Genomic DNA, 24,592 nt, shown 5'->3' on the forward strand with positions numbered 1-24,592 from the left:
TCAAAACGAAGCGGCTTCTTTATTTTGTCTCTAATCATTATCCCTCTTCTCCGCCACCCTTACAAAAGCAGCTCTGTTGGGAGCCGGCACTTTCGCCTCCATCCCTTTTATTCCCTTCCAAAGGATCTCATTAAACTCATTATCCGGGATCCGATCCTCCCGGGTAAGGTCAAGGCCCGCAGACTTCTTAGCCATCTCGTTCCACGCTATATTTTTATCGGAGAGATCCACATTCGCAGGCAACGCATGAAACACTGTCTCATCCGCCTTATCGGAAAAGCATCGCCATAAAGGAGTCGCCGCCGCATCATACTGGGTCATCGGAGGCAACCCCAGGATCAGCTCCATTGTACGGAGCACCGAAGTAGTGGAATACATCGTATGATCCACAAAATGACGCTTAACCAATCCTCCCGCTATATACACCGGGCTGCGATGCGCATCCACATGATCGGGACCATTCTGCGCATCGTCCTCCAATACAAGGATAACACTTTCCTTCCAGATAGGGCTTTTGCTGAGATATTCCACCAATTCCCCCACCGCCAGGTCATTGTCCGCGACATGCGCAAAAGGCGTAGGCCGCCCCTTCTTCATTCCTTCCGTATGATCATTACCCAGCCTCACCGTATTAAATCGGGGCAACGCCTGTGCAGCCAGCAGGGAGTCGAAATCCCTTTTCCACTGACCCACTCTCGTTGTATCCCGCACGGTCAGGTCCCATCCGGTGTAATAAGGACAAAAATGCCCTTTCAAAGTTTGTATGTTTGGCTTATAATCGTCCGCAAACTCTCCATAGGTTCTGAAAGATATCCCCGCCCGCTTGCAATGATCCCAGATAAATCCGCCCTTATTATTGGCGATCTCCCTGTTGCCTTCCGAATCATATCGCCCCCCTCTTCCTCCATAGTAAGTAGGCCATGTCTTTTCCAGGTAGTCATTGGCATAAGCCCCCATGCTCCAGTTGTGTCCGTCCGCACTCACTTCCGCATCCACGTAGAAATTGTCCAGCAGCACAAACTCGCGCGCAAGCGCATGCAGATTAGGCGTAACCCGCTCGCCAAATAATACCAGGCTACTATCCCCGTTGCCTTCCTTCATATCTCCCAGTACCTGGTCATACGTGCGATTTTCTTTTATTATATAGAAAACATATTTGATAGGCGAAGGCTCTCCTACCTTCATCGGCACGGGATTGCCCGGCTGGCCCGCGGCCAGCAATTCTCCCTCTTTGGTGTAAGGCGTATTCTGGTACACCTGCCGGGAATAAACGCCCAGCTGCTGGTCGTCCGGCTCGGCAATAATGCTCATGGACCCCTTGAACAATCCCGCTATATATTGCACGGTCTTCGCCTTTGCAAGATCCCCTTTCTGATAATTCACTTCCTGCTTCCTGCTCACCGGGCTGGGCCCCTCCGGATTAGACTTGGATGAAAAACCCTTGCCATTGGCTACCCAGATCTTTTTCCCTATCGTCCGTACAGCAGTAGGATACCATCCCACCGGTATGAATCCCCTGGACTTACATGCGCCCGGCGTTCGTATGTCAAACACTGCCAGGCAATTGTTGTCTGCATTGGCAACATACAGCGTCTTCTCATCCGCGCTGAGCGCCAGTGCATTCGTAGTAGAGCCGGGTGGGGCATCCGCATACAGGGCCGCGTTCAACGTCTCCACTACTTTCCGTTGCAGCAGATCGATCACAGACACGGAATTGTCATTGGCATTGGCTACAAAAAGCCAGCGCCCATTCTTCGTTAGACAAAGATCATTCGGATTGTCTCCCACAGGGACCTCCCCGGTAAATACCCGCCGTTCCGTATCAAAGATCAATACCTTGTCACAACCCCAGCAACTGACATAAAGCGTTCTCCTGTCGCGCGAAAGCTTACAGGTATATCCTTCTCCTCCCAGCTCCAGTTTCTTCACGACGGCCCTGGAAGAAAGATCCACGATATACAGCGCGTTGTTCTCCTTCGTCACGACATACAGTATATTCCTCTTATAGTCGATATCCAATCCGGCAGGGGAGATCTTCTCCGGCCATTTCTTCCCCAGGATAAAACTATCGGCAAGCCTTAACCGATGATCTCCCGCGCCGATCGCATATTTCAGGATCTGGTTATCATTGCCTCCCGACGCATACAGGAATTTGTCATCTCCGCTGAACTTCAATCCCAGCCAGCTCCGCCGGATGACGATGCTGTCCACCACTTTTTCCGCCGCCACATCTATGAGTTGCAGGGTCTGGGTGCTCTGGCCATTATTGGTGACAGCCAGCCAGCGACTGGAAGGGGAAACAGCTATGTTCAAAGGCAGGTCTCCCAGCGTCAGACTGGTCCCGGCCGGTGTAAGGCTCCAGCCATTGGGCAATAAGATCATGGAATCCGCACCTGTTCCAGGCCGCCGGCCCTCTGGCTGCGCCCAGGCCTGCCCCGACAACGCAACGAACAGAAGAGGTAAGAAAATTTTATTCATACAAAAAGTTTTGAAGCCCTCTCCGCCGCCTCCGGCTTTCCCACATCTATGAGCTTCGACCCACTGTGATCGAATCCCCGCACCGAATGCGCCGCAGCCAGATCAAGATATACGTCTACCATGGAAAATTTCCCTTCCTGTTTCATCAGCCCAAAAATGGCCGGATCGATCACGTGAATGCCGCTGAATGCTTTTTCAATCACCGCTCCGCCCGAAGAAGCGCCGCCCACCCATCTTTCCTGGCCCGTCTTTACATTCCTCCAGCCACGCAGCCGGTGCTTGTCATCGAAAAGGAAATAGCGGGATGTTGCGCGGTCCGTCACCGCCAAAGTAGCCAATGGCCGGTGCTCAAAATGATCCCGTATCATGGCGCCCAGGTCCAGGTCAGTGAGGATATCCACATTCATGACGACAAAAGGTGCTTCCTTCAGCCATTGTCCCGCCTTCTTCAGCCCGCCTCCCGTCTCCAACACCTCATCCTTCTCGTCGCTGATGGTGATCCTGCTTCCCCAACCATTGCTGGCTGCCAGCACGTCTGTGATCTGGTCCGCAAAATGGTGGACATTCACCACGACATCCCGGATCCCATATTGTTGGAGGTATTCGATGTTTCGTTGTAGTAGGCTTTTCCCATTGACGGGCGCCAGCGCCTTCGGATGATGATCTGTCCATGGCTTAAATCGGGTGCCCAGCCCGGCGGCGAAGATCATGGCTTTGGAAATGGGAGTAAAGTTCATGAGGGCAAATATAGTGTTACAAGACTATATTCTGCACCAGCGCACTCTTCTCGGGGTAGTCCGTATTGAAATGAAGACCCCGGCTCTCCTTCCGGAAAGACGCTTCCTTAACAATAAGATAACCCACGGTGATCAGGTTCCTTACTTCACACAATTGAGGCGAGACCGCGGTGGTCTCATAAAGCGATTCTATCTCCTCATGCAGCAGGTCCAGGCGCGTCATGGCCCGCTGAAGACGCATATTGGTCCGTACTATACCTACATAGTCGCTCATCAGCAGCTGCAGCTCCTTCAGGCTTTGCGTAATAAGGATCATTTCACCCGGCGCCGTCGTCCCTTCCGCATTCCAGTCCGGGATGCTTTCTTTATATTCAATGCTCTCCGCTTTCTCCACCGTGTCCAGGTAACAGCGATGGGCAAACACCAGCGCCTCCAGCAGCGAGTTACTGGCCAGGCGGTTGGATCCATGCAGCCCCGTGGAAGAACATTCCCCGCACGCATACAGGTTCCTGATGGATGTCCGGCCCCACTCGTCTACTTTAATGCCCCCACAGCTGTAATGCGCGGCAGGCGCCACCGGTATCGGCTGCTGCGCAACGTCGATCCCGATGGATTTACATTTTTGATAAATATTCGGAAAATGTTCCACGAATTTCACCTGGTCCATATGACGGCAATCCAGGTAGACATGTTCGGTACCCGCTTTCTTCATCTCGCTGTCGATGGCCCTTGCTACAATATCGCGGGGCGCCAGGTCCTTCCGGGGATCATAATGCTCCATGAATGCCTGATCCCGGTTGTTCAGCAGGATCCCTCCGTCGCCACGGACAGCCTCCGTGATGAGGAAGGAAGGGCTGACGCCCGGCTCATACAAGGCGGTGGGATGGAACTGGATGAACTCCATATTCTCGATACGCCCCTTGGCGCGGTACACCATCGCCACTCCGTCACCCGTCGCTATTTTCGGATTGGTGGTCGTACGATAAGCCTGCCCGTTACCACCCGTCGCCAGCAAAGTAATGCGGGATAATATCTTTACGATCTTGTTGGTATGCTGATCCAGCGCATATACGCCATAACATTCAATGTCCGGCGTGGATTTCGTAACGAGATAGCCCAGGTGGTGCTGGGTGATCAGGTCCAGGACGAACCAATGCTTGATGATGGTAATGTTGGAATGCTTGCCCACCGTTTCCAGCAGCGCCCGCTCGATCTCCTTACCCGTAACATCTTTATGATGCAGGATGCGGAATTCGGAATGGCCGCCTTCCTTACCCAGCTTGAACTCTCCGCCGGAATCCTTGTCAAACCGGGTCCCCCAGTCGATGATCTCCTGTATGCGCTCAGGACCTTCCGTTACGACGATCTCCACCGTATGAGGGTTGCAGAGACCGTCCCCGGCTATCAACGTATCCTGTATATGCTTGTCGAAGCTGTCATTTTCCAGGTCTGTGACACCCGCAATCCCGCCTTGTGCATATTTGGTATTGGTCTCATCCGCTCTTGTCTTGGTGATGACAAGGATCTTTTTGTCGGGGTGTGCCTGCGCCACCTTCATCGCATAGCTCAGGCCTGCTATACCGGAGCCTATCACCAGGAAGTCTGTTTTAATCATAACTACTAAAAGAAAGCAAAGTTAGCGCTTGCCGGGGATTTACAGCTCAACTATTTGCCTCCTGCCGGCGGCCCGTACAGATCTTCCATTGCCTTCTCCGCAGCAGCCTCATGCAGGAAAAGATCCCCCTTGACGATCTTGCAGAAAGTCTGTACCAGGAGGAATAGGATGACCAGGCTTGACAAAGTCAGCAGCACGCCGGCGATCACGCCAAACACCCATGCATCATTGATTTCCCTATACCGGAAAGCAGCCCCCGTGATCGCCGTCAACGGAAAGCTCACCGACCACCAGCTTACCCGGAAAGGACAGCATTTGGGCAACAAGAAGATCTTACTGCCAAACAGCAGCAACAAAAAAAGATCGAAATAGAAAAAGACACCGGGAGTAATATCCTGTGGTCCCGCAAGCCCCGCAGCGTCCGAGAACGCCAGCGCAAAGGTTGCCACGAGGATCAGTAAGGTAGGTTGCACCGCCGCAGGCATCGCCGGCTGGAAGAACAGTCTTGATATAATGATCGTAGTTAGAATGATGGCAAACAGGACCCCGATGCCATAGAACAACAGGCATATTTCATGGATACCGCTGATAGGAAGATGCATCCCCACAATAGGTACGTTCAACGTCCCTGCAACGGGCAGGACCCAAGCTGGCAAAGCATTACCCGGATCCTGCCGGTGGTCCAGCCATTTCCGCAACACCATCCAGGTGAACAGGAACATCAGCACGGCCCCCGTTCCCCAGACCCATTCGGCCAAAAGAAGGTCATACTGACGAATAATGCCGGGGAGCAGGAGAAGAGAGATGGGAATGGTTGCAAAAAAACTGACGGACACGGGATGGTCGAACTCCTCTTTCGCCGATGGCGGATAGCGTCTTAGCTTGATCAGGTAGGCCGCGGCAAGAACAAGGAATAATACGATGGCCACCATGCCGATGACCTCATTGATCCACAACGGCGCCCCCCAGGTCCGCGCAGCCTGCTTCCAGCCAGCGCTTAACCCCGCCAACGCCATGATGGCGCCAAACAGGCTGGCAGGGAGAAACTTAAAAAAAGAAGATCTGGAGGCGCCTTTTCCCATACCTGTAAAGCTATGGCGCCTGCCTCAGGCGGGAAATTGCCAGATCAGGGCAACCGTGGTACTTATTATGGGATCAATACTCTATACTGTAGCCGAATTGCTCCGGATGCTCGAATACATCTATCAAATTGTATTTGATCGTCACCGTCTTCTTGTCCTCCGAAAGCTTGGCCAGCGGATTGTCCACTTTCTTCACCGGGCGGGGCAGCACGATCGTAGTAGTATATAATATTTCTACGCCCATCTGGGCAGCCTGCTTCATCTGGGCCAGCTGCGGGTCGTTGGTCAGCGCCTTCCATTTATCCTGGTTCAGCTTCTTGCTGATGGCCCCATCCTTACAGCTGACGTCGTAGATACCGTTGAACTGGTTGATATCCGGGCTGCCGGCGCCCTGCATATCCTGTCCTCCCAGTCCGCCTAAGAGGTTGGTATTCCCCAGCGACCCATCGCTCAGCGTCTTATACAAGTCCTGTAGCTGGCCATAGCTGCTAAAAGGGAATTGCATGTGGGTCTTGAAGACTTTTTGTTCCAGGTCAACATTGAGGTGCATGGTGCCATTGCGCAGGATGGCTTTCTTGGCGGGGCTGAGGGATTTCACCGTATCCACGATATCCTTCATAAGGATCGTGGTGTCCATTTTATTGATCCCCTTTTTAGCCAGCTCATCCTTGCCCATATATTCCTGGAGCATCGCTATGGCCTGGCTCATATCCATATCCATTGCCATCTGACCGCTGCCATCATTTTTTATATTCACCTTCTCGTCAATGTCCAGGCAGCCAGCCATCAAAAACACAAAGGATAGGGGAAAAAGATACTTCAGGAATTTCATCGATTTTATTATTAATGTGAGCAATTTACTTTTTTACTGGACGCTGACCTTATACCGGGCGGTAAATATTTGTGAATGTCCCGGCTGCAGCAGGGTAAGACCCATTTTATTATTGAAGCAATCGGGCGCGCCGCTGAGATTCTCGACAGCAATGCTCTGCCTGGTGGCCGGTGTATAGATCTGCAGGTAAGGATAGTTGGCGTCCGGGAAAAAAGAGACGCGGAGCCCGTTGGCCGGGTTAAACAGCTCACAGGCAGGGCTAACGATCTCCTGTTTCAGGCTAAAGCAGTTGTCCAGGAAAGTGTCCCCCATCAGCCGGGGACTATCGAAGGCATCATATTGCAGCAATTTGCCGGTGGGCACCAGGCGCTGATCGAACTCCACGATGGCCGATGCATGAAATTGCATCTCCCAGTCATCGACCTTGCCGCCCAGCTGAAAATAGGGATGCCAGCCATCGGCGATAGGGATGACCCGTTCATCCAGGTTGGTCACCGTCGTCACCACTTCCAGCAGACTGTCAGGGTGCAATATATAACGGACACCACAGACATAGTCGAAAGGATAGCCTTCATCTTCTTTATTGTAGCGGTATTCCATGGTCAGCGTGGCGGAAGTCTCGGCCGCAGTCTCCTCCAGGACAATAAAGGCTTTATTGAACAATAGTCCATGGATGGCATTGCCGTCATTGAACAGCTTCTGCAGCCGGTACTCCTGCCCTTCGAAGGTATACCTGCCCGCCCCCAGCCGACAGGGGAAGGGAGACAGCTTGGGACTCTTAAAGGATATGCCTATCTCTTTCTCCAGCTGAGCGCTGTCATGATAATTATCGATCACATTGAAAAGGCCGGCCGAAGCGGCCAGCCGGACAGTAAAAGCATGCAGGGAAGCGCCATGATCGGGCAGCAAGGCAACTTCGGTCGCCGTAGCCTCATCTTTAAGGATCACAAGGCGCAGACCATTCTCTTCCAGATGACGGATGGAAAAACTCATAATGCCTGCAATATATGTTCTCCTTCCCAAACCTAATCCACCCTACTCAAAAAATGACATTACTTCTCCGCCGCTGAGATACAGTTCTTTCCACTCCTGCGCTTTCTGCTCACCGAAGACCCCAAAGGTCCTGAGGATCTCATAGGCAAACTCTATCACCGCCACCCCGTTGGCCGTGATGATATTGCCTGCATTGACACAGGGCATCGCCTGGTAAAGATGCTCCCCGGCATAATCGGGACAATAATGTTTCAAAAAGCCGGGAAAATTGCTGGTGTGCGGAATATCATCCAGCAAACCCAGGTCACCCAGGGCAAGGGTAGCGCCGCAGATGGCGGCAATGGGTCTTTTGCCGACAGTGGCCCTTATCAGCGGGAAGATCTCCAGGTTGTCCCCCTCTTTCCACTTCTCGCCTCCCGGCAATAAAAGAAGATCGAAATCCTCCGGCTCCATCATCTTAAGGCTGGTATGGGGCGTCACCCGCATCCCGCTCATCGAGGTCACCGGCTGCCCATGGGTAGAAAAGGTCTCGATGGCAAACTCAGTGCCCTTTCTGCCCAACCAGGCCGTCGTAAGGGAGATCTCCTGGTCGGCAAAACCATCAAAAATGAATACAGCACAAGTTTTTTTCTTGCAATTGTTTATGATCAGGCCCATAAAAAAGGTTTTAATAGACTTGGTTAAAGGACGCCCATCCGGACCTCCCGGCAGTTGCTCTCCGGCGCGCTAAAGGCAATATGAAGGTATGCTTCAACATGTATATCCTTCGTATTCACTGCCTTTTCGCCGGCATGTGCAACCATCTGCTGATATATTTCAGCGAGTTTCTCCGCGACTTCCTCTTTATGATCGTGCATGGTTCTTTGTTTCTACAAAGAAACGTCAGAGAAGTGACAGCCCTATGTCAGTAGTTGCCATACCTGGCAATTAATCTTTCGGCCAGCTCTTTCATAAGGTTTTTCAGGGAGGAGGGGGATTCCACCGTGGCACAGCCGGCATAGGTCAGCAGCCAGTGTCCGAAATAATGAACGGAAGACGTCATGAACTTCATACGAACGGTTTCTCCCAGGTCTTCCTCGGAGACAAAACCGTTGAGGTATTTCTGTTCCCGCAAATATTTTACCACATGTTTGTCAAACTGAATGACGACCTCCTCGACGGAATGGTCGCTGGTCAGCTCACGCATATATTCATGCACGGAAGGATGGGACGAGGCGTCGAAAATTTCATCCAGCGCAACGACCTTGAGCATTCGGCTCAGCCGGAAATCCCGCAACCCTTTCCGCAGACGGCACCAGCCGATGAGATGCCATGCGGCGGAATAATACAGCAGCCCGATGGGCTCCACCTGCCGCAGGGTAGTCTCTTCCTTGGCGGAAGAGTGATATTGCAGATCGATGACCCTTTTCTGCACGGCCGCCTGCTGCAATACAGACAGGTATTGATGAGAGGTCTCGCTGACGGGTGTCGATCGCGTCACTACGGCAATATGATCGGTGAGATCTTCTACATAATCCTTGTCAGTACCCCGCAATACAGCCTTGATCTTATACAGGGCTGCGCTGAAATGTTTTTGGGCGGCTTCATCCGCAAACCGTTCGGCCAGCTTGGAACCCAGCAGCAGGGCGCTTGCCTCCTCCCGGCTGAACATGACAGGAGGAAGACGGTAGCCTTCCATGATCGTATAGCCTGTGCCCGCTTCTCCAATGACAGGCACGCCGGACTCGTCCAACGCCTTCACGTCCCGGTAGACGGTCCGCAGGCTGATATTGAATCGGTCGGCCATCTCCTGCGCAGTTACCAGTCTTTTACTCTGCAGATGCGTCAGGATAGCATGGAGTCGGTCGATCCGGTTCATGAAATCGCCCTCCCTTCGCTGACCACCGGCTCCGGCTCTATCCAGGCGTCACTTTCCTTTAGTAAATTGATCAGCTCCTGTACTGCAATGGCGCTGTCCACCCCACGCTTGACCACCTCTTTACCCCTGTATAACGTGATCTTGCCCGGTCCGCTGCCCACATATCCAAAATCGGCATCGGCCATTTCGCCCGGACCATTTACGATGCATCCCATGATGGCGATCTTTACGCCTTTGAGATGATGGGTGACGCTCCGGATCCTGGCCGTCGTTTCCTGCAGGTCGAACAACGTACGCCCACAGGAAGGACAGGAAATATACTCCGTCTTGGAGATACGGGTACGGGTCGCCTGTAAGATGGAAAAAGAAGTATTATTGATGAACTGGTGATTGTTCCTGGTCTCCAGGTAGGTACGTCCGCTGACCCTGTTATTGACGATCTTTTTCGGGTCATTCATCAGCCAGATGCCATCGCCCATACCTTCCAGGAAAAGAGAGCCCGCCTCCGTGGAAAAATGGATCAACTGCTCGTCGATGGTGCTGTCCGAACTTTCAACGGCAAGGATCAGGGGACAGTCAATACCTTTGCTCATCAGCTCGATCATCAGCCGGCGGACGGAGAGCATAGGCTGCGGATGGCTGGACCAGCAGCATAGCACCGCCGTCTCGTCAGAACGGATGGCCTCCAGCATACCTGACAGGTCACTGTCAGCCGCATCTATGGAAATGAAATTCATCAGGCTGGAACGCTCAGTAGTTTCCAGGTATTCCTTTCCCTGGTACAACGGAAGGTAATGTATCCTGTCCGTCTGCATCCATGCAGCATGATCGCAGATGACCCGCAGCGTCCCGGGCAGATCGAAGCCGACCAGCTTCTTGCCCGTATATAGATAATCCGCCGCCGCATCGCCGATATTCCATTTGTCACTGACGGCATCATAGCTATAGCCTACCGCTTTCAGATCCATCCGGTCAACATTTGCCGCTTGCATAAAGTCCGCGACGACGACAGGCACATGATGGTCGCCGATATTCGCGACAGCCTTCGTAGCACGCCGCCGGTATTCAAAAGGAGAATAAGGCAGCTGGTCCACGGGAGGTATCGCCGGGGCAGTTTTTGCGGAACGACTTTCATTCTCATATCTTTTCACCAGGTCCTTACACACAGGTATCTCGAACTCCGGGTCTTCCGTCAGGGAAACACGTATAGTATCCCCGATGCCATCTTCCAGTAACGTACCGATACCAATAGCCGATTTGATCCGTCCATCCTCGCCATCCCCAGCCTCCGTTACACCCAGGTGCAGCGGATAGCAGGCGCCAAATTCATCTTCCATCGTCCGGATCAGGAGGCGATATGCCTGTACCATCACCAGCGGATTGCTGGACTTCATGCTGAGGATAATATTGTGATAACGCTCGTCCCGCGCTACCCGCAGGAACTCCATAGCGCTTTCCACCATGCCCATCGGCGTATCGCCGTACCGGCTCATGATCCTATCGCTCAAAGAGCCATGGTTGGTCCCGATACGCATGGCCGTGCCATATTCCTTACAGATCTTCACCAGGGGCGTGAATCGCTCCCGGATCCTGTCGATCTCTTCGTTATATTCCGTATCGGTGTATTCAATGAACTCGAATTTCTTTTTGTCGATATAATTACCCGGATTGACCCGGACCTTTTCCACGATGCGGGCGGCTATTTCCGCTGCATTGGGCGTAAAATGAATATCCGCTACCAGGGGTGTATTATACCCTCTTCTCCGCAGCTCATTTTTAATGTTCAACAGGTTCTCCGCTTCCTTTTTCGAAGGAGCAGTGATCCGCACGAGCTCGGCCCCGGCTTCGATACAACGGATGGATTGCTCGACAGTGGCTATGGTGTCCATCGTGTCAGTGGTGGTCATCGTCTGTATCCGGATGGGATGAAAATTTCCCAGCAGCAGATCGCCGATCTTTACTTCAAGGGTCTTCAGCCGACGATATTCAGTAAGGGAATGACAGTATTGTTGCATAGATGATGTAAAGTTAGCATACAGAACCCTCCCGGACAATTACCATTCTCTTATCAGTTATTACCAGTCCTTTTCCGGCTGGTTGAGCGCTTTCGCCTTATTCTGGTTCATTTTGTCCTGGATCTCCTTCTCTTTTTGCTGCAGGGTCTTCAGATATTGCTCCACCTGCTGTTTATTGAGCCGGCTGGGCTGCGGCTTGGGTTGCTGGGGCTGTTCCTCTTTATTCTCATCTTTCTTGTCCTTGTTCTCTTTCTTCTGCTGCTGATCCTTTTTTTCTTTTTCCTGCTGTGATTGTTGTTGCTGCCTCAGCTGCTGAAGGGCTTTTTGCAGGTTCTCCCGGGCATCTTCATCAGCAGCGTCCAGCTTCAGCGCTTTCTTCCATGCATCGATGCTTTCCTGGAGCTTTTGCTGCTTTACAAGGGCTACCCCTTTGTTATACAACCCTTTCTCCTGCATAGCCTTGTCGGTGGAATGTTCCACGCTGGCCCCATACGAATTGGCCGCATCATTGTAGTTATTCTTGCGGAACTGGGCATTCCCCAGGTTATAATTCGCGGTAGCGTTTGCAGGCGCTTTCCTGACAGCTTCCTCGTATTGCTGCTGGGATTGGTCCAGTTGCTTCTGTTTATAATACCGGTTGCCGCTGCGGATCAGCGCATTTTCTTTTTGCGCCGAAGAAGAGAGCGAGCAGCTGACGAACAGGACTACCGTACTGATGGCAAGACGCAGCTTTTGCCGGCGGCGCTCCGGAAGAAAATATTCCACCAGCAGCAGGACCAGGGCAATTCCCAGGAACCACTGAAAATAGCTGATGTAATCAATAAATGCCGCATCACTAAGGGATTTCTGCTCAACACTGGCCAACTGCTGGGTCATCGTGATCAGCACATCGTCCAGATTATCCATCCGGATATACCGGCCATTGGTTGCATCAGCCAGCTGTTGCAGCTCGGCTTCATTGAGTTTGGAGATCACTGTATTGCCCTGATCATCTTTTTTCAATTCGTTGGTGGCAGGATCGACAATGGGCGAGCCATCCGGCGAACCAATTCCAATGGTATTGATCATCACGCCGTTGCTGGCCAGCTGCCTGGCAACTTTCAACGCTTCCGGATCATGGTCCTCTCCATCCGACAGCAGGATGATCGCCTTGTATTTTCTTTCTTTACTGTTGAAGGAAGTATTGGCCATCTTCAGCGCTTCGCCGATCACCGTGCCCTGCGTGGGAACCACGTCCGGGGAAGCATTTTGTATATACAGGTGGGTAGCGCCATGGTCGGTAGTCAGCGGCATCTGCAGGTAGGCCCTGCCCGCAAAGACCACCAGCCCGATACGGTCATTCTCCAGCTTATCCGTCAGACGGGTCAGCAGCTGCTTGGCCCTCTCCAGGCGGCTCGGCTTGATATCACGGGCCAGCATGCTTTTGCTGACATCCAATACCAGCATGACATCCACGCCACGGCGATTCACGTTCTGCATGGCGCCCGGCCTTTGGAAATTGGCTGCCCCCAAAATGACGGCAGTAAGGGCCAGTAATACCAGCCCCACCTTAATTCCAAAACGAAGGGGCGAGAAACTCTTAACCAGCTGCCCCACCAGCGCAGGATCGCCGATCCGGGCCCTCGTCTTTTTCTTCCATCTCAGGAACGTATACAGCAACAGCCCCAGCAAGGGAATCGAACCCAGACCAAACAGATATTCAATATGTTGCCATTTCAACATAGGATGCAATTTAAGCAACTTAGCGCTTCGGAACTTGCAAAATTTGGGCCCAATTGGGCTTTGGGAAATCTAGCCCAATTGGGCTAACATCTAGTTTCTTAGACCTTCGGCGCAACGGCGTTCCTTGTCCCTTCTCGGTCGTAACCTTTCGGTTACAGACAACGAACCTCCGGTTCGTTCCGGGGCCCAATTCAACAAATGAACTAATGATTGTCCTGCCAAATATCCAGGAGGTCCTGCTCGTGCGCAGATGGTTGATCCTTAATGATATCTCCCAGTGCCCGGGCCCTTTCCGATCTCCTGTTCCGCCACAGAAGTGCGAATACAATAATGCAGGTGACCACGACGATGGCAAATACGATATAGCCTGTCATAAAGGCCTTTTTTAGAAAGATAAGCGATTATTTCTTCCCCTGAAAGAAACCCATTTTCTGCAGGATCTGGCGAAGAACGCTCAATCCTTTGTCTTTCAATCCCTTACCATCACCTGTCGCATCCACGTTTAAAACGAAGAAATAAGGATGTTTATTCTCCTCCACCCACCCGATCACCCAGGCTAAAGCATGCCCGTCCTTTCTGACACCCGTGCCTGTCTTGAAGCTCAGCAGGTAATTGGAATTGCTTTCCATCAGCATCATCTGCCGGACGATCTTTTGAGGACGGGGGTAGAAAGGTAGCTGGTCGAAATACAGCCTTTTCACCAGGCCCAGCTGCTCATCGGAAGTAATCGTCAGGTGGTTATCCAGCCAAAAGGTATCGACGGCATTACCCATGCTCTTATTGCCATATCCCAGGGAATCCACCCATCTTTTCAGGCTGTCCTTACCGATGCGCCGGGCCAGATCCTGGAATGGCTTCGTACAGGAGCTACGGAAAGCGTCCCGAATCTCCATCTCATCCCCATGGCACATATCAGCTTCCGTTGCCAGATGACTCATCAGCAGCTGACTGCTGTCCGCCCGCTCTTTTCCCGTTGGCAGCACCCCGATCAGCATATGCTCGTCCTTAACGATCCCCGTCTGTATCCCCACCAACGCCTGGATGACATCAAAGGTCCCCGCGGGAAGATAGGCGCTATCCCGGAAGCGGGAGAGATTGGAGATGGTAAAATGTCCCTGTCCGTTGTCAAACATTCCAAAACTGCCGGAGACCCCCGCGGCATCGAAATATTGTTTCAGACTAGCGTCTTCCGTTACATTGTTCTGGGAGCAGCCGGTAAGTATAAAACAGAGGATTAAAGCAGAATGAAGTACTTTAGACATGAGGAAATTTGCGCAAAACTACTAATTTCAGCTACATGAAGCTTGCTGCCATAACCCTTTTAATTTCCTGCGCAGTATGCAGCTCCGATACGTTGTTTGGCCAGTCCACGTCAGGAACAGATTTTGATCACCCTGGCTACAACTCCTTGCTGCACATTTCGACGGACAATGGAAATTTTAAAGGCAGGCTCGTCGCCATGACAGATTCTTCGCTCACGCTCCTGCGCATAAGAGAAAAAGACAGGATCGAGATCCCCGCAGGCAGCATCGGGACAATAAAGGTCAAAAGACGATTCTTCAGATCGGTGCTGCTGGACGCCTGTGTGGCAGCAACGCTGACAGGTGCGCTTGTAGTGGGTTATTATTGGAACCAGGGGTTCTGGACGCCGGAAGATCCGCCGTTCGGACAATCGCTCCTGTATGGCCTTGCATTCGGGACCGGGGCAGGTGGGCTTTTCGGCATCGCAGAGTCGGCTTTTTTCAAGCTGCGTTTACCCGTCAACAAAAGCCTGGACCTTTTCCGGAAACACCGGGACCGCCTGATGCATTACTGGGCCTACTGATCATTCCTTCGGCAGGTTGTATTTTTTTATCAGTTTCAGCAACACGCCGTTGGTCCAGCCAAAACCATCCTGACCGGCATACTCGCCACCCCCGGCGTCTTTATTGAGATCTTCCACATTGTATTTTTCCATCAGCTTGCCCGTTTCCTTAAACACTTTCTCATTCAGCTTCACCCATCGTGCTGCGATCTCCGCCGCCAGATCCTTCTGGCCGCAACGGTCCAGGCCCCAGATCACCATCCACTCCAGCGGGGCCCAGCCATTCGGAGCGTCCCATTGTTCCCCCGTATTGAATTCAGTAGTAACAATTCCGCCCGGCTTCAACAGCTTCTGCCGGATGACAGCCGCCACCTTCGTTCCCAGAAAACTCATATAATCCGGGTGTTCGTTGATAAAGCAGAACGGATACATCCCAGCCGGGTTGATATGATTGCTTTGCTTTTTTGCCTTCCAGTTATAATCGGTGTAAAAGGTCCGTAGCTTGTTCCAGCAGTATTTGTCGATGAGCTCGCCTCTTCTGACGGCCTTACGGCGGTAGACCCCGGCAGCAGAATCATCCTTGTTCATCAGCCTGGCCTTGGCAATGGATAGCTCCAGGTGGTACAGCAGCGCATTGAGATCAGGAGGCACCATATCCGTCGTCCGGATCGTCACAAGATTTTTTCCGTCGGCAAACCAGCGGCTGCTGAAATCGATGCCGCTCTCCGCACTGGCCCGCAGGTGGTGGTACATTTCTGTTTTGTCCCTGCCCGACCGCTGTGCTGTCAGCACATCCTCCCGCCAGCTTTCCTGGCGTGCGGTGGTGGCATCATCCCAATAGCGATTCAGTATATCTCCCCCTTTCAGCCTTACCACCCTCCGGTAAGCCTGACCCGGCATCAGCTTATCACTCCCGTCCATCCAGAACTGGTACTCTTTTTCCATGGCAGGAAGGAACTCCTGGTAAACGCTGTCGCCTTTGATCTCCGCCAGCAATTCCACCATGACAGAAAAAAAAGGCGGCTGCGAACGGCCTAAATAATAGGTCCTGTTACCATTAGGTATATGCCCGTAATGCTCGATCAGGTAGGCGAAGTTCCTGATCATATCCTCGATGATCCCGGTCTCGCCGCTTTCTTTCAAACCCAGCATGGTGAAATAGCTGTCCCAGTAATAGACCTCACGGAATCGCCCCCCCGGTACAATATAAGGGTACGGCAAGGGCAAAAGCGAGCTGCCTTCCACCACCTTGTCCGGGGTCCTTTTCAGCACTGCCCATAAATTCTTGATATGGGTCACCACATCGTCAGTGGCATTGGTCTTATAAGTATCAGTAGGGTTCAGCGGCAGGTCGAAGTTGTCCTGCACGAATTTCTTCAGATCAAAACCCGCAGTGGCTTTACCCGTTTCATAATCCGCTACGATGTCCGCCGGCTTGCGTTTGGGAATACAATCCACAAAGGTCTTCCCGTCGGCGAATACTTTGTTCATCTGTACGTCCACGAATAATTTCCCGTAGATCTTGTCGGGAGGTGTGGTAACGATAGGCTGCGCAAGCGACGACAGGTAACACAGGAAGAGGAGGAGTAAGCCGGCGGTTCTTTTACTCACACTATCATACGTCTTTTCAATGGAGTTCGTGAAATGAGGATTTGACAACGTCAAATCGAATTCGACAATTCCTTTGGAAATAAATTGTGACGTTGTCAATACTTCGTATTTCATATTCCACAGTTAATGTAATCATAAACCTACGTTAAAATGGGGAATGTGCAAAGTGCTGAAAATACCGCGGAAAAGCCTACAACCTCGATCCAGGCAAACATAAGAAACCCCGCGAAGAATCGCAGGGTTTTAACTTTTGCTTATGATCCAATTAAAACGTTTATTCAGCACCGTCGCTCGTCGCACGTTGGACGGCGTAATTACCGACTTTTTGCCCTACCGTCAATCCCACTTCACAATCCACCTTGTAATGGATACCTCCGATAAACCTGGAATCAGCAGCTTCCTGCGCCATCGCCATGTAAGCGGAAGCCCTCTCCGGAACGATATGCCCCAATATGGTGGCAGCCGCACCGCTGAACATGGAATGTCCTGAAACATAGGACGGGAAATTCGGCACCCCCGTCAGGGTCTTGATCTCTCCATTCAATTGTGAAGGACGGGGATTGAAATAAAAATATTTGATATCCCAGCAGACAATGCCGGCATCCATCTCAGCGCAATTCAGCAGGGCAAGATTACGCGCCCACCTTACTTCGCTGTAATTCTTCTTGATAAAATCTTCGGTAGCAATGGCATTCCAATGGCCGGGAGGCGTAGAAGTGCCTACGCCGTCCGCCCAGAATTGCACGATCCTCATCTGGTCCCGGGTGGGGGATTTCACTTTGGCATACACCTCCGCCGTGGCCGACTTCATATCGTCGCTGCTGGTGGAGGGAGGAGGTCCGGGACGGAGATTGACCATCGTAGCCGAGTCGAATAAAAAGCATTTCACCTTGCCGAACAATGGCAGCATGGGAGGGCGCGCCGGCGTTTCAAGGCTCAGCCAGGGTACCTGGCTCTTGGCTTCGGTCTGGGTCACCAGCCCGGCCCAGTCGGTAGGTGTTCCCACCGCCTTACCTGCATTATCGCCCCTGGCACGCGTGATGAACATTTGCGCCACCTGCCGGCCCAATGCTTCTCCGGCAGTAATATCGCTACGGGTAGCAGCGCCCGATATGATCGCGGCCAATTCCGCTTCCTGCAGCTTCTGCTGGATGGTGCCAATCTCCCCTGGGAACAGCAGCTTCATCATCTCCGCCGTCACGCCGGCCAGCACCGCCGCCTCTGACGGATAGGAAGGCAGGGTAGTCTTCGTCACATACGCCTTGATCGTGGAATCCACCTTGTAAGGCGCCGGTCTGTTATAAAGCATTTTATAATGCCAGCAGGCCACCAGGGCGTCATACTGGGCTGCGCTGACATAGGCATAAGCCCTTCCCGCATAGGGTGGGTTGGAAAAAGGGAAGAAAGGATAGGCAAAAGGATTGGCGGAACTGGGAATGGGATAGGTTCCGTCAGGAAGCTGGTAAGGCGGAAGATTGTATTTCGCCACCAGTCCCCGCATCACCTCATTCCAGCGCAGGACAGCGCCGGCGCTCCAGTACTTGATGGCAGCTGCCTGGGCGCTGGTCATGTTCCTCTGGTAGCCTTTTAGCTCCAGCATGTCGGCCGTATAGGCCGTCGAGTTGGTAGCGGCAGGGGCCGCCACGGCAAAAGAGTCCGCACGGGAAAGCAAAATGGTCTTCCAGGTGCCGGCATTCACATCCTGGTCGGCAGGGTTCAGGGCTGGCAGATCGGCTGTCCTGTTCGAGACATCCTTGTTACAGGCCGCAGTTGCCAGCAGGAGAGCGAGTGCGGGGAAAAATATCTTGTTACGCATAGTTATTTCTTTTTCTTTTTACACGAAAAATCCAGGATATAAAAGACGCCGGCATCATAGGAAGTAGCCTGCCCGACATTTCGTCCGGCCACCGTATAGCTGCCCCCTCCCGTCAGGGAAAGTCCTGCCACCCGCTTGAAATTATATTTAAAATGAGCGCCCGCCATGGTAGCATTCATCTTATTGCTGGGGAATGGCATGTCATTCTTCCTGATATCGAATCCGCCGATGGTGGTCATTTTAGTGGCCACGGCTTCAAGGATCCAGCGCTCGCTGCGGTAGCCCGCCCTGACATTGAAAAGCGTCATGTTCGGCATCTCCACTTCATTGGTGAAATGCATTTCCGTCGTGTAATAGGAAGGCCGGTCGATCTTTATATTGTCACGCCAGGTATACGAGCCTGACAAGGTAGTAAAGAACTTTCCCAGCTGGTAATCCAGCATCAGCCTGCCCGAAAGCGTCTTGCTGTGCAATCCGATGGCAAGGGGAAGATAGTCGGCAATATAATTGGTCAGGGGAACAGATCCCCCACCCAGCGCATACACGGACAGCACGCCACTGCCGATGTTCTGCTCCACGGCCAGCCATTTCAGCCAGAGGGTAAGATCCTGGACGCCATGCTGGTCATGCAGCGTGCCCGCCGTAACATGCGTCCATACATACGGCGCATTGATCAGTACGTTGAATTTTTTGCTGACGCCATAAGTGCCCATCAGCCCGATCATCTGGGTGGACATGGTCCCGATATTCTGGTTATTGCGCTTGAACGTGCCTTCCCAATAATGGTCCCAGCTGCTGTGCATATAGGTGGCGCCGACACAAAAATTATTCTTCGTCATCATGATAGCGTCCTCGTCTGTCTGCGCGCTTGCATCCGGCGCATAGAAGACCAGCAGGGTCAGCATCGCCGGGTAAAATTTTTTAAAATGTTTCCACTTCATACTAATTAGCAGTTTTGGTGTTTAATTGAATCAAGCAAAAAGTACCTGTTATTATAATTTAAAGCTGACGCCGAGATTGATCACATAGTCGGCAAAGGCAGCATCTCCCTGTACATGTTTGTTATACGTTACAGAATTTTCCTTGTCCGTATTGCTTTGGGTCCTGTTACGAACAAAGGCAACGGGAACGGACAAATACAGGCTGGTGGACCTCATCCTGTAGGTAAGCGCTGGCTCTACCGACCAGATATAGCCGGGACGGCGGAAATCCCCGCTGCCGCCGACGAGGTCATTCACCGGTATCCCTTCCAGTCTTACGCCGGCAGCAAAGGTTAACCCATGGACCCTGGGAATATTATAGCTGAATCCGGCACGGAACATATACTGATCGGGAACGCTGCAGATAGCCTCGTTGGCCAGCGTAGGCGACAGCGTCTCACGATAGGTACGGGTACCATTCTGCTCCCGCGGATTGATCAGGTAATAGGCATTGCCATACACGCCAAACCGGGGAGAGAAATTATAAAAGGCGTTCACCTCCGTCGTAAAGCCTGTGCCGCCATCGCCCAGCTGGATGGATTGATCCACGGTCCGCAGCTCCTTCGTACCTCCAGGCCCTACATTATACCAATAGTCCTTGTAATTGTAATCCCCTGTAGGCAGCTTGATGCCCAGACCGAGCTGAATATTCCCGCGGGTGCTTATCTTGGGGTTCAGCAGCCAGCGATAGACAGCCAGCCGGATGTCGCCGACCCCGAATGAATGGGTGCTATGCCGCTCGTTATAGTTATTGACGCCGTTCACCAGCCCATGCTCGTATAACGAAGAACGGGCGTTGGACAGAATTGGCACATCTACCATGTAAGACCACCGGTCGTTAACGATCCTTGTCAGCGTCAGATCAAGGCTGAATTGGTGATTGATCACTTCATTGCCCAGCTTCTGACGGTCCTTGTTCTCAACAGTTCCCGAAAAGTGACGGAAGGATTTAAAATAGCGGCCACTAGCGCTGAACTGCCAGCCACTCTCGTCGGTGCTATCGGGATGCGACAGCATACAAGTGCCGCCGGCGCTTTTGATGGCTACACATCCCTGCGCTCGCGTCTTTTCAGCAGCCACCATCATTAACAGCACACTCAGCATCGATAAAACGATCTTTCTCATTTTTGTAGTAGTTTTTGGTTTGTATATGTAACGTCGTTCTTTTTCATTTTTAATTTATTCACCACCCATTCTCCTATTTTCCTTCCCTGCTCGGTACTGACGATGCAGGAATGGTGAAAATGGATGCCTCCATAGTACCGCGCCCAGTTGTTCTCTTCGGCTGCGGCCCGGAAGGAAGGGAAGGTGCGGTTTTTAATGCCGAACTCCAGCTCCGTGGTATCCGTATAGCTGAAGTTGTCCCCGAACATGCTGGTAAGCGTCTCGGCCGCGGCAGCCGAGCAGGTGGAATGCCCGCAGGTGTATTCCGGGAAAGGAGGCGTCTGTAAGTGGGGACGCCAGTTCGGATCGATATATTTGTTGATCACCGTCTCCGGCCGTGCAGTGTTGTGCCGGTATTTCTCATCCCAGCATTCTATAAATGCGTCGAAAAGGGCGATGGTGGTTTTTGCATAAGCACAGACCGTGGTCGGGAAATCGGCATTCGCTTTTTTGGCGGCAATACCGACGATGCTCATCCAATGTCCCGGAGGAGAAAATTTCTTGGTGCCGAACATAAGATGACCGGACACGTTCAGCTTAAAGGGATTGTCATCCCAGAAATCGGCAATATGCGCCTGCTCTTCCGTCAGGCTGTCCACTGCATTCTTTATGCTTATCACTTCTTTGTAATAGTCGCTGTTCTTATTTGTCACGTCGAATTTATAAGGCGGGGGCGGCGTGAACTGAGAAGCGCTTTCCATCACGACAGGACGGATCGTGTTCCAATGCGGTTCCATGGCGGATGCATAGGCAGGGGGGGTAGGCACCCAGCGTCCGGGTGAATCCATAACGGTATATTCCGGGGCGCCCCGCGTCTGCAGGTAATTGTCTTTTTTGCTCCACTTCATAATGACGGCAGATACCGTATCGGCATAGGCAATGGAGTTCGCAAACATATTCTCAGGCATGCCATGATCCGTTGCCAGCTTTTTCAGACTATCCACATAGCCTTTCATGCTTCCCGCGGGAAACGTCACGGCTTCCCCCAGCTTGCAGAAAGCCAGCAGAGCGGCGAATTCAACTTCCACCGGCTTGCCTGCGACAGGCTTGGGCAGGGGCGTCAACCCATTGACCTGGCCGGCCAGTGAAAAATATTGGTCCGGATAGCCGCCCGCTATCACCTCATAGGCCGCGACAGTGGCGTAGAGATAATTCCGGGAAGCAATGATCGGTGGAAAATTATTACCCATCACCACCGTGTTCAATTCGTAGACAGTAGCGCAATACAGGTTAGGATCCTTAAAGACCTTGTCATAATCCTTCTTCCTATTACATGCTACCAGGCCTGCCAGGATACAGGCGATCACCAGGGATCTATACATACTTTGTTTTTAATACAGGGAGACCATCGACGCACAGCATCCGGCATATGATCCGGACAAACAGCAACGACGCCGCTGCTCACGGAGTTACGAATGCGCTGTGCAAGGCATAATTAGCAGGAAAAGAAGTCTGGTGGCTGCTCCACCGTAAAATGATAGGAGGTAGAGAGGGAAGGCGCCCCGGCCCGCATCTCGGGCGAGTGGATGACAGCGCAAGGCTGGCCCATGGTCAGGCAAGGCACCATATCATAATCTGTTGGGGAAAAACCTTTCGGGGCAGCATGACCATCGGACTTTTTGCTCTGTCCGTTATGCTGCTGAATATCGTTCACCAGCTGGAAGAACTGGTTGCGTGCGGTCTGCAGCCGCATCGCCGTATGGTTGGGAATGCACAGCAGCTCGATCGAGTCATTGAACAGCCGGCGCTTGACATATTTATACTGTATGCCACCGACCTCGATCTGGCCATCCACCCGTTCGAATTGAGTAGTACTATTGTAATAGGAGAGGTGCGAAGAAGGGACCTTAATAGAAATGAGCTGGGACTCGTCATAACGATCCACGTCCAGGCTTGCTTCCAGCCGCCGGTCAGCCCTGTTCTCCAAATAGAAGGACAACAACTTGTAACCGTACCAGTTGAAAACCAAAATCCCCATTAGCAGTATAGCAGCAACCTTCTTCATGTATACTTTACGCAGCTCAAATTAGGGATTTTTGTTAATTGAACAAGGATTTTTTAGGGTATATGAAGGAGTCTTTAAAGACTTGGTTTTGAAAAACCCTTATCTGTTTCTGTTTATTTTTATTTTTTAATCAAATATTTACAAACACAACATAATGATTATCAACTAATTAAAAGCTTTCATTTTGGGTTTTGTTGTGTTTTGTTGTGTTTTTCTGGTCTTATTTCACATACTTTAGAAATTAAGCGTGTAGGTTCTGAATTTTTTGCTGCCATTGGGCATTACTTTACCTTCCGAAATAAGAGAATTTAACTGCTCTCTCAATTTTCCGGCTCGAATTTCTCGTCCTATCCTTTCATGTATGTCCGACAAAGAACTAGCAGAGTAAACACCCAAATCCTGGATAATAAGCTCCTTTAATCTATAATCTTCAATCTTTCTCAAATTGGTCTTACCCTTAAAGTTTGACTTTTTTAAGAAATCCGGATTTATAAAGTATTCAGCACCCTTGGTTTTGCCTCTGGACTTAATAAGTCCCAGACCAGGCAACCGACCTAACCAGTCTCTAATTGCATTTTGCTGTTGAAGGTTAAGGATCTTAGAAAACTCAATGGCAGAAAGTGAAGTGTGCTGGGCAATAAGCCCTAAACAAATTATTTCCTTCTGCCTGAGTTGGTATTCATCATTCGCACGACTTATCAGCGTTATTACCTCATTTTTTGTGACTCGTTTTTTTATAGTCACGGTTACTCTGTCATGCCCCTCAGTGGGCACCGGAACTTCCTTACCATTAGAGAGCAATATTTCATACATTTTGTCAAAACCGGTGCCTTCTCGTTCCATTAACTTCAAATCATAAAAAACCTTCGCTAAATGGTCATTGCGTCTCACTGTTTTATGAAGGATATTAATTGGAGTAACTCCGGTCGGTAACAACCCAGGATTATGAACCTCCAGGCGATCAGGGTATAGATTTATGAAAACATCCCCTCTGGTTGTATATGGCCTGTGAACTAAAGCGTTGGCAATTAGCTCTCTGATCACTTCTTCTTCATAACTTGGTACAAATTTCCGGAAAATCCCGTCGGAAACTTCAATTCCTTCTTTCCAATCCGGTATTTGCGACCAAACAGCTTCAATCATTTCTTTGGGATTTAAAGAATAATCATCCCATACAATTTTGTTAATTCGATTCGCATTTTCATCATATTTTAAAAATTGAATAACAGGTGCATATAATAACTTAGCTCTATCTGTTCTTTTACCAATCCATAACACTCCCAGGTTAGTTAAATGCTTACCTTCTGCCATAAAATAGTAGTCAAGTAATTCATTAGCCGTTTTCTCCCTGACAAATGAAGAAACTCTACTTGAGGCCTTTATATCTTCAACAAATTGTTGCAATTTTTGAGCATCAACATCTGTCCTGTTGACATTTGAAACCTTCTTTGTCTCCCAGACAAATGCAGGTTTGTCCGTAAGCAGCCGCATCACATCCTCTGGTTGTAATGGAGTGCATTTGTCTGAAACCCGATAGTAATACCGCCCATCAGTCGTGCTGGCAATTGTGGAGAGACTCTGTAAGATTTTAAGCTCAATAAATTGGCCACCATTTTTTGCTATTAATATTTCCGCATGAGTAGCCACATTGATCGTAAGTTCTGCAATTCTTTTCCGAAGTTTGGCGGGTAAATTTTCATCTATTTTCTGATCGGGTGAAGGAACATCCATATCATCCTCAATACCGATGTATATACTTCCCCCTTTTGCGTTGGCAAAGCATACACAGTCCTTTGCCAGTTCGCTCCACTCCGCAGTAGAACCGATCACAGTACGTAATGACTTTTTATCTATGTATTCTGACTCTTTCATTAAATAAA

Annotated in this window: 21 protein-coding genes; 1 reads left to right on the top strand and 20 read right to left on the bottom strand. The window is 51.2% G+C overall.

Translation table 11 applies throughout. The features are described 5' to 3' along the window. Positions 1-30: 30 nt before the first annotated feature. The 13 genes from Q4E93_RS26530 to Q4E93_RS26590 form a co-directional block, all read right to left on the bottom strand. A complete protein-coding gene (locus Q4E93_RS26530; protein ID WP_303590537.1) occupies positions 31-2,478 on the bottom strand; it encodes a bifunctional YncE family protein/alkaline phosphatase family protein in 2,448 nt (815 codons plus the stop codon). Next, positions 2,475-3,215, bottom strand: a complete 741-nt coding sequence (locus tag Q4E93_RS26535) for a nucleotidyltransferase family protein (protein WP_303590539.1) — start codon at positions 3,213-3,215, stop codon at positions 2,475-2,477. Before Q4E93_RS26535 ends, Q4E93_RS26530 begins: the two co-directional genes overlap by 4 nt. 16 nt (positions 3,216-3,231) lie before the next feature. Continuing rightward, positions 3,232-4,830: an L-aspartate oxidase gene (nadB, locus tag Q4E93_RS26540; RefSeq protein WP_303590540.1), complete on the bottom strand. Its 1,599-nt coding sequence runs from the start codon at positions 4,828-4,830 to the stop codon at positions 3,232-3,234. A gap of 50 nt (positions 4,831-4,880) precedes the next feature. Further along, positions 4,881-5,912, bottom strand: a complete 1,032-nt coding sequence (locus Q4E93_RS26545; protein ID WP_303590542.1) for an SLAC1 anion channel family protein — start codon at positions 5,910-5,912, stop codon at positions 4,881-4,883. Between the two features lie 73 nt (positions 5,913-5,985). After that, a complete protein-coding gene (locus Q4E93_RS26550) occupies positions 5,986-6,744 on the bottom strand; it encodes a hypothetical protein (RefSeq protein WP_303590544.1) in 759 nt (252 codons plus the stop codon). A 33-nt stretch (positions 6,745-6,777) separates the two neighbouring features. Next, positions 6,778-7,737: an aldose 1-epimerase gene (locus Q4E93_RS26555; RefSeq protein WP_303590545.1), complete on the bottom strand. Its 960-nt coding sequence runs from the start codon at positions 7,735-7,737 to the stop codon at positions 6,778-6,780. 42 nt (positions 7,738-7,779) lie between these two features. Beyond that, entirely contained in the window at positions 7,780-8,394 is a 615-nt protein-coding gene (locus tag Q4E93_RS26560; protein ID WP_303590546.1) for a DJ-1/PfpI family protein, read from the bottom strand. A gap of 23 nt (positions 8,395-8,417) precedes the next feature. Continuing rightward, positions 8,418-8,594, bottom strand: coding sequence for a hypothetical protein (locus tag Q4E93_RS26565; protein ID WP_303590547.1), 177 nt, complete (start codon positions 8,592-8,594; stop codon positions 8,418-8,420). A 47-nt stretch (positions 8,595-8,641) separates the two neighbouring features. After that, the gene (locus Q4E93_RS26570) at positions 8,642-9,595 is read right to left on the bottom strand and encodes a helix-turn-helix transcriptional regulator (RefSeq protein WP_303590549.1); all 954 of its coding nucleotides are present in this window, start codon (positions 9,593-9,595) and stop codon (positions 8,642-8,644) included. Continuing rightward, a complete protein-coding gene (gene ispG, locus Q4E93_RS26575) occupies positions 9,592-11,610 on the bottom strand; it encodes a (E)-4-hydroxy-3-methylbut-2-enyl-diphosphate synthase (RefSeq protein ID WP_303590551.1) in 2,019 nt (672 codons plus the stop codon). Before ispG ends, Q4E93_RS26570 begins: the two co-directional genes overlap by 4 nt. A gap of 60 nt (positions 11,611-11,670) precedes the next feature. Continuing rightward, complete coding sequence (locus Q4E93_RS26580) at positions 11,671-13,332, bottom strand: VWA domain-containing protein (protein WP_303590553.1); 1,662 nt, start codon at positions 13,330-13,332, stop codon at positions 11,671-11,673. A 203-nt stretch (positions 13,333-13,535) separates the two neighbouring features. Then, positions 13,536-13,706, bottom strand: coding sequence for a hypothetical protein (locus Q4E93_RS26585; protein ID WP_303590554.1), 171 nt, complete (start codon positions 13,704-13,706; stop codon positions 13,536-13,538). Between the two features lie 27 nt (positions 13,707-13,733). Beyond that, positions 13,734-14,594 carry a penicillin-binding transpeptidase domain-containing protein gene (locus Q4E93_RS26590; protein WP_303590556.1) on the bottom strand — a complete coding sequence of 287 codons (861 nt, stop codon included), beginning with the start codon at positions 14,592-14,594 and terminating at the stop codon, positions 13,734-13,736. Positions 14,595-14,629: 35 nt separating this feature from the next. Between Q4E93_RS26590 and Q4E93_RS26595 the strand changes: the two genes are divergently transcribed. After that, positions 14,630-15,157 carry a hypothetical protein gene (locus Q4E93_RS26595; RefSeq protein ID WP_303590558.1) on the top strand — a complete coding sequence of 176 codons (528 nt, stop codon included), beginning with the start codon at positions 14,630-14,632 and terminating at the stop codon, positions 15,155-15,157. On the opposite strand, the gene treF is transcribed toward Q4E93_RS26595, so the two are convergent. From treF to Q4E93_RS26630, 7 genes are all read right to left on the bottom strand, one after another. Next, on the bottom strand, positions 15,158-16,861 hold the full coding sequence (gene treF, locus Q4E93_RS26600) for an alpha,alpha-trehalase TreF (RefSeq protein ID WP_303590559.1): 1,704 nt from the start codon (positions 16,859-16,861) through the stop codon (positions 15,158-15,160). Positions 16,862-17,021: 160 nt separating this feature from the next. Then, entirely contained in the window at positions 17,022-18,563 is a 1,542-nt protein-coding gene (locus Q4E93_RS26605) for a vanadium-dependent haloperoxidase (protein ID WP_303590561.1), read from the bottom strand. A 2-nt stretch (positions 18,564-18,565) separates the two neighbouring features. Further along, positions 18,566-19,504 carry a hypothetical protein gene (locus tag Q4E93_RS26610; RefSeq protein ID WP_303590563.1) on the bottom strand — a complete coding sequence of 313 codons (939 nt, stop codon included), beginning with the start codon at positions 19,502-19,504 and terminating at the stop codon, positions 18,566-18,568. 51 nt (positions 19,505-19,555) lie between these two features. Beyond that, positions 19,556-20,668 carry a hypothetical protein gene (locus Q4E93_RS26615; protein WP_303590564.1) on the bottom strand — a complete coding sequence of 371 codons (1,113 nt, stop codon included), beginning with the start codon at positions 20,666-20,668 and terminating at the stop codon, positions 19,556-19,558. Beyond that, positions 20,665-22,029, bottom strand: coding sequence for a vanadium-dependent haloperoxidase (locus Q4E93_RS26620; RefSeq protein WP_303590566.1), 1,365 nt, complete (start codon positions 22,027-22,029; stop codon positions 20,665-20,667). Before Q4E93_RS26620 ends, Q4E93_RS26615 begins: the two co-directional genes overlap by 4 nt. 113 nt (positions 22,030-22,142) lie before the next feature. Continuing rightward, positions 22,143-22,712: a hypothetical protein gene (locus Q4E93_RS26625; protein ID WP_303590568.1), complete on the bottom strand. Its 570-nt coding sequence runs from the start codon at positions 22,710-22,712 to the stop codon at positions 22,143-22,145. Positions 22,713-22,946: 234 nt separating this feature from the next. Continuing rightward, on the bottom strand, positions 22,947-24,584 hold the full coding sequence (locus Q4E93_RS26630; protein ID WP_303590569.1) for an ATP-binding protein: 1,638 nt from the start codon (positions 24,582-24,584) through the stop codon (positions 22,947-22,949). Positions 24,585-24,592: the final 8 nt, after the last annotated feature.

This window comes from Flavitalea plasmicola (genome assembly GCF_030546645.1).
Taxonomy (GTDB): domain Bacteria; phylum Bacteroidota; class Bacteroidia; order Chitinophagales; family Chitinophagaceae; genus Puia.

Bases quoted from the DNA above. Each gene is read 5' to 3' on its own strand.
- Q4E93_RS26605 (WP_303590561.1), bottom strand. From the start codon at position 18,563: ATGCGTAACAAGATATTTTTCCCCGCACTCGCTCTCCTGCTGGCAACT.
- Q4E93_RS26585 (WP_303590554.1), bottom strand. From the start codon at position 13,706: ATGACAGGCTATATCGTATTTGCCATCGTCGTGGTCACCTGCATTATT.
- Q4E93_RS26570 (WP_303590549.1), bottom strand. From the start codon at position 9,595: ATGAACCGGATCGACCGACTCCATGCTATCCTGACGCATCTGCAGAGT.
- Q4E93_RS26615 (WP_303590564.1), bottom strand. From the start codon at position 20,668: ATGAGAAAGATCGTTTTATCGATGCTGAGTGTGCTGTTAATGATGGTG.
- Q4E93_RS26630 (WP_303590569.1), bottom strand. From the start codon at position 24,584: ATGAAAGAGTCAGAATACATAGATAAAAAGTCATTACGTACTGTGATC.
- Q4E93_RS26535 (WP_303590539.1), bottom strand. From the start codon at position 3,215: ATGAACTTTACTCCCATTTCCAAAGCCATGATCTTCGCCGCCGGGCTG.
- Q4E93_RS26610 (WP_303590563.1), bottom strand. From the start codon at position 19,504: ATGAAGTGGAAACATTTTAAAAAATTTTACCCGGCGATGCTGACCCTG.
- Q4E93_RS26590 (WP_303590556.1), bottom strand. From the start codon at position 14,594: ATGTCTAAAGTACTTCATTCTGCTTTAATCCTCTGTTTTATACTTACC.
- Q4E93_RS26550 (WP_303590544.1), bottom strand. From the start codon at position 6,744: ATGAAATTCCTGAAGTATCTTTTTCCCCTATCCTTTGTGTTTTTGATG.
- Q4E93_RS26580 (WP_303590553.1), bottom strand. From the start codon at position 13,332: ATGTTGAAATGGCAACATATTGAATATCTGTTTGGTCTGGGTTCGATT.
- Q4E93_RS26530 (WP_303590537.1), bottom strand. From the start codon at position 2,478: ATGAATAAAATTTTCTTACCTCTTCTGTTCGTTGCGTTGTCGGGGCAG.
- Q4E93_RS26545 (WP_303590542.1), bottom strand. From the start codon at position 5,912: ATGGGAAAAGGCGCCTCCAGATCTTCTTTTTTTAAGTTTCTCCCTGCC.
- nadB (WP_303590540.1), bottom strand. From the start codon at position 4,830: ATGATTAAAACAGACTTCCTGGTGATAGGCTCCGGTATAGCAGGCCTG.
- Q4E93_RS26625 (WP_303590568.1), bottom strand. From the start codon at position 22,712: ATGAAGAAGGTTGCTGCTATACTGCTAATGGGGATTTTGGTTTTCAAC.
- Q4E93_RS26555 (WP_303590545.1), bottom strand. From the start codon at position 7,737: ATGAGTTTTTCCATCCGTCATCTGGAAGAGAATGGTCTGCGCCTTGTG.
- Q4E93_RS26560 (WP_303590546.1), bottom strand. From the start codon at position 8,394: ATGGGCCTGATCATAAACAATTGCAAGAAAAAAACTTGTGCTGTATTC.
- Q4E93_RS26565 (WP_303590547.1), bottom strand. From the start codon at position 8,594: ATGCACGATCATAAAGAGGAAGTCGCGGAGAAACTCGCTGAAATATAT.
- treF (WP_303590559.1), bottom strand. From the start codon at position 16,861: ATGAAATACGAAGTATTGACAACGTCACAATTTATTTCCAAAGGAATT.
- Q4E93_RS26620 (WP_303590566.1), bottom strand. From the start codon at position 22,029: ATGTATAGATCCCTGGTGATCGCCTGTATCCTGGCAGGCCTGGTAGCA.
- ispG (WP_303590551.1), bottom strand. From the start codon at position 11,610: ATGCAACAATACTGTCATTCCCTTACTGAATATCGTCGGCTGAAGACC.
- Q4E93_RS26595 (WP_303590558.1), top strand. From the start codon at position 14,630: ATGAAGCTTGCTGCCATAACCCTTTTAATTTCCTGCGCAGTATGCAGC.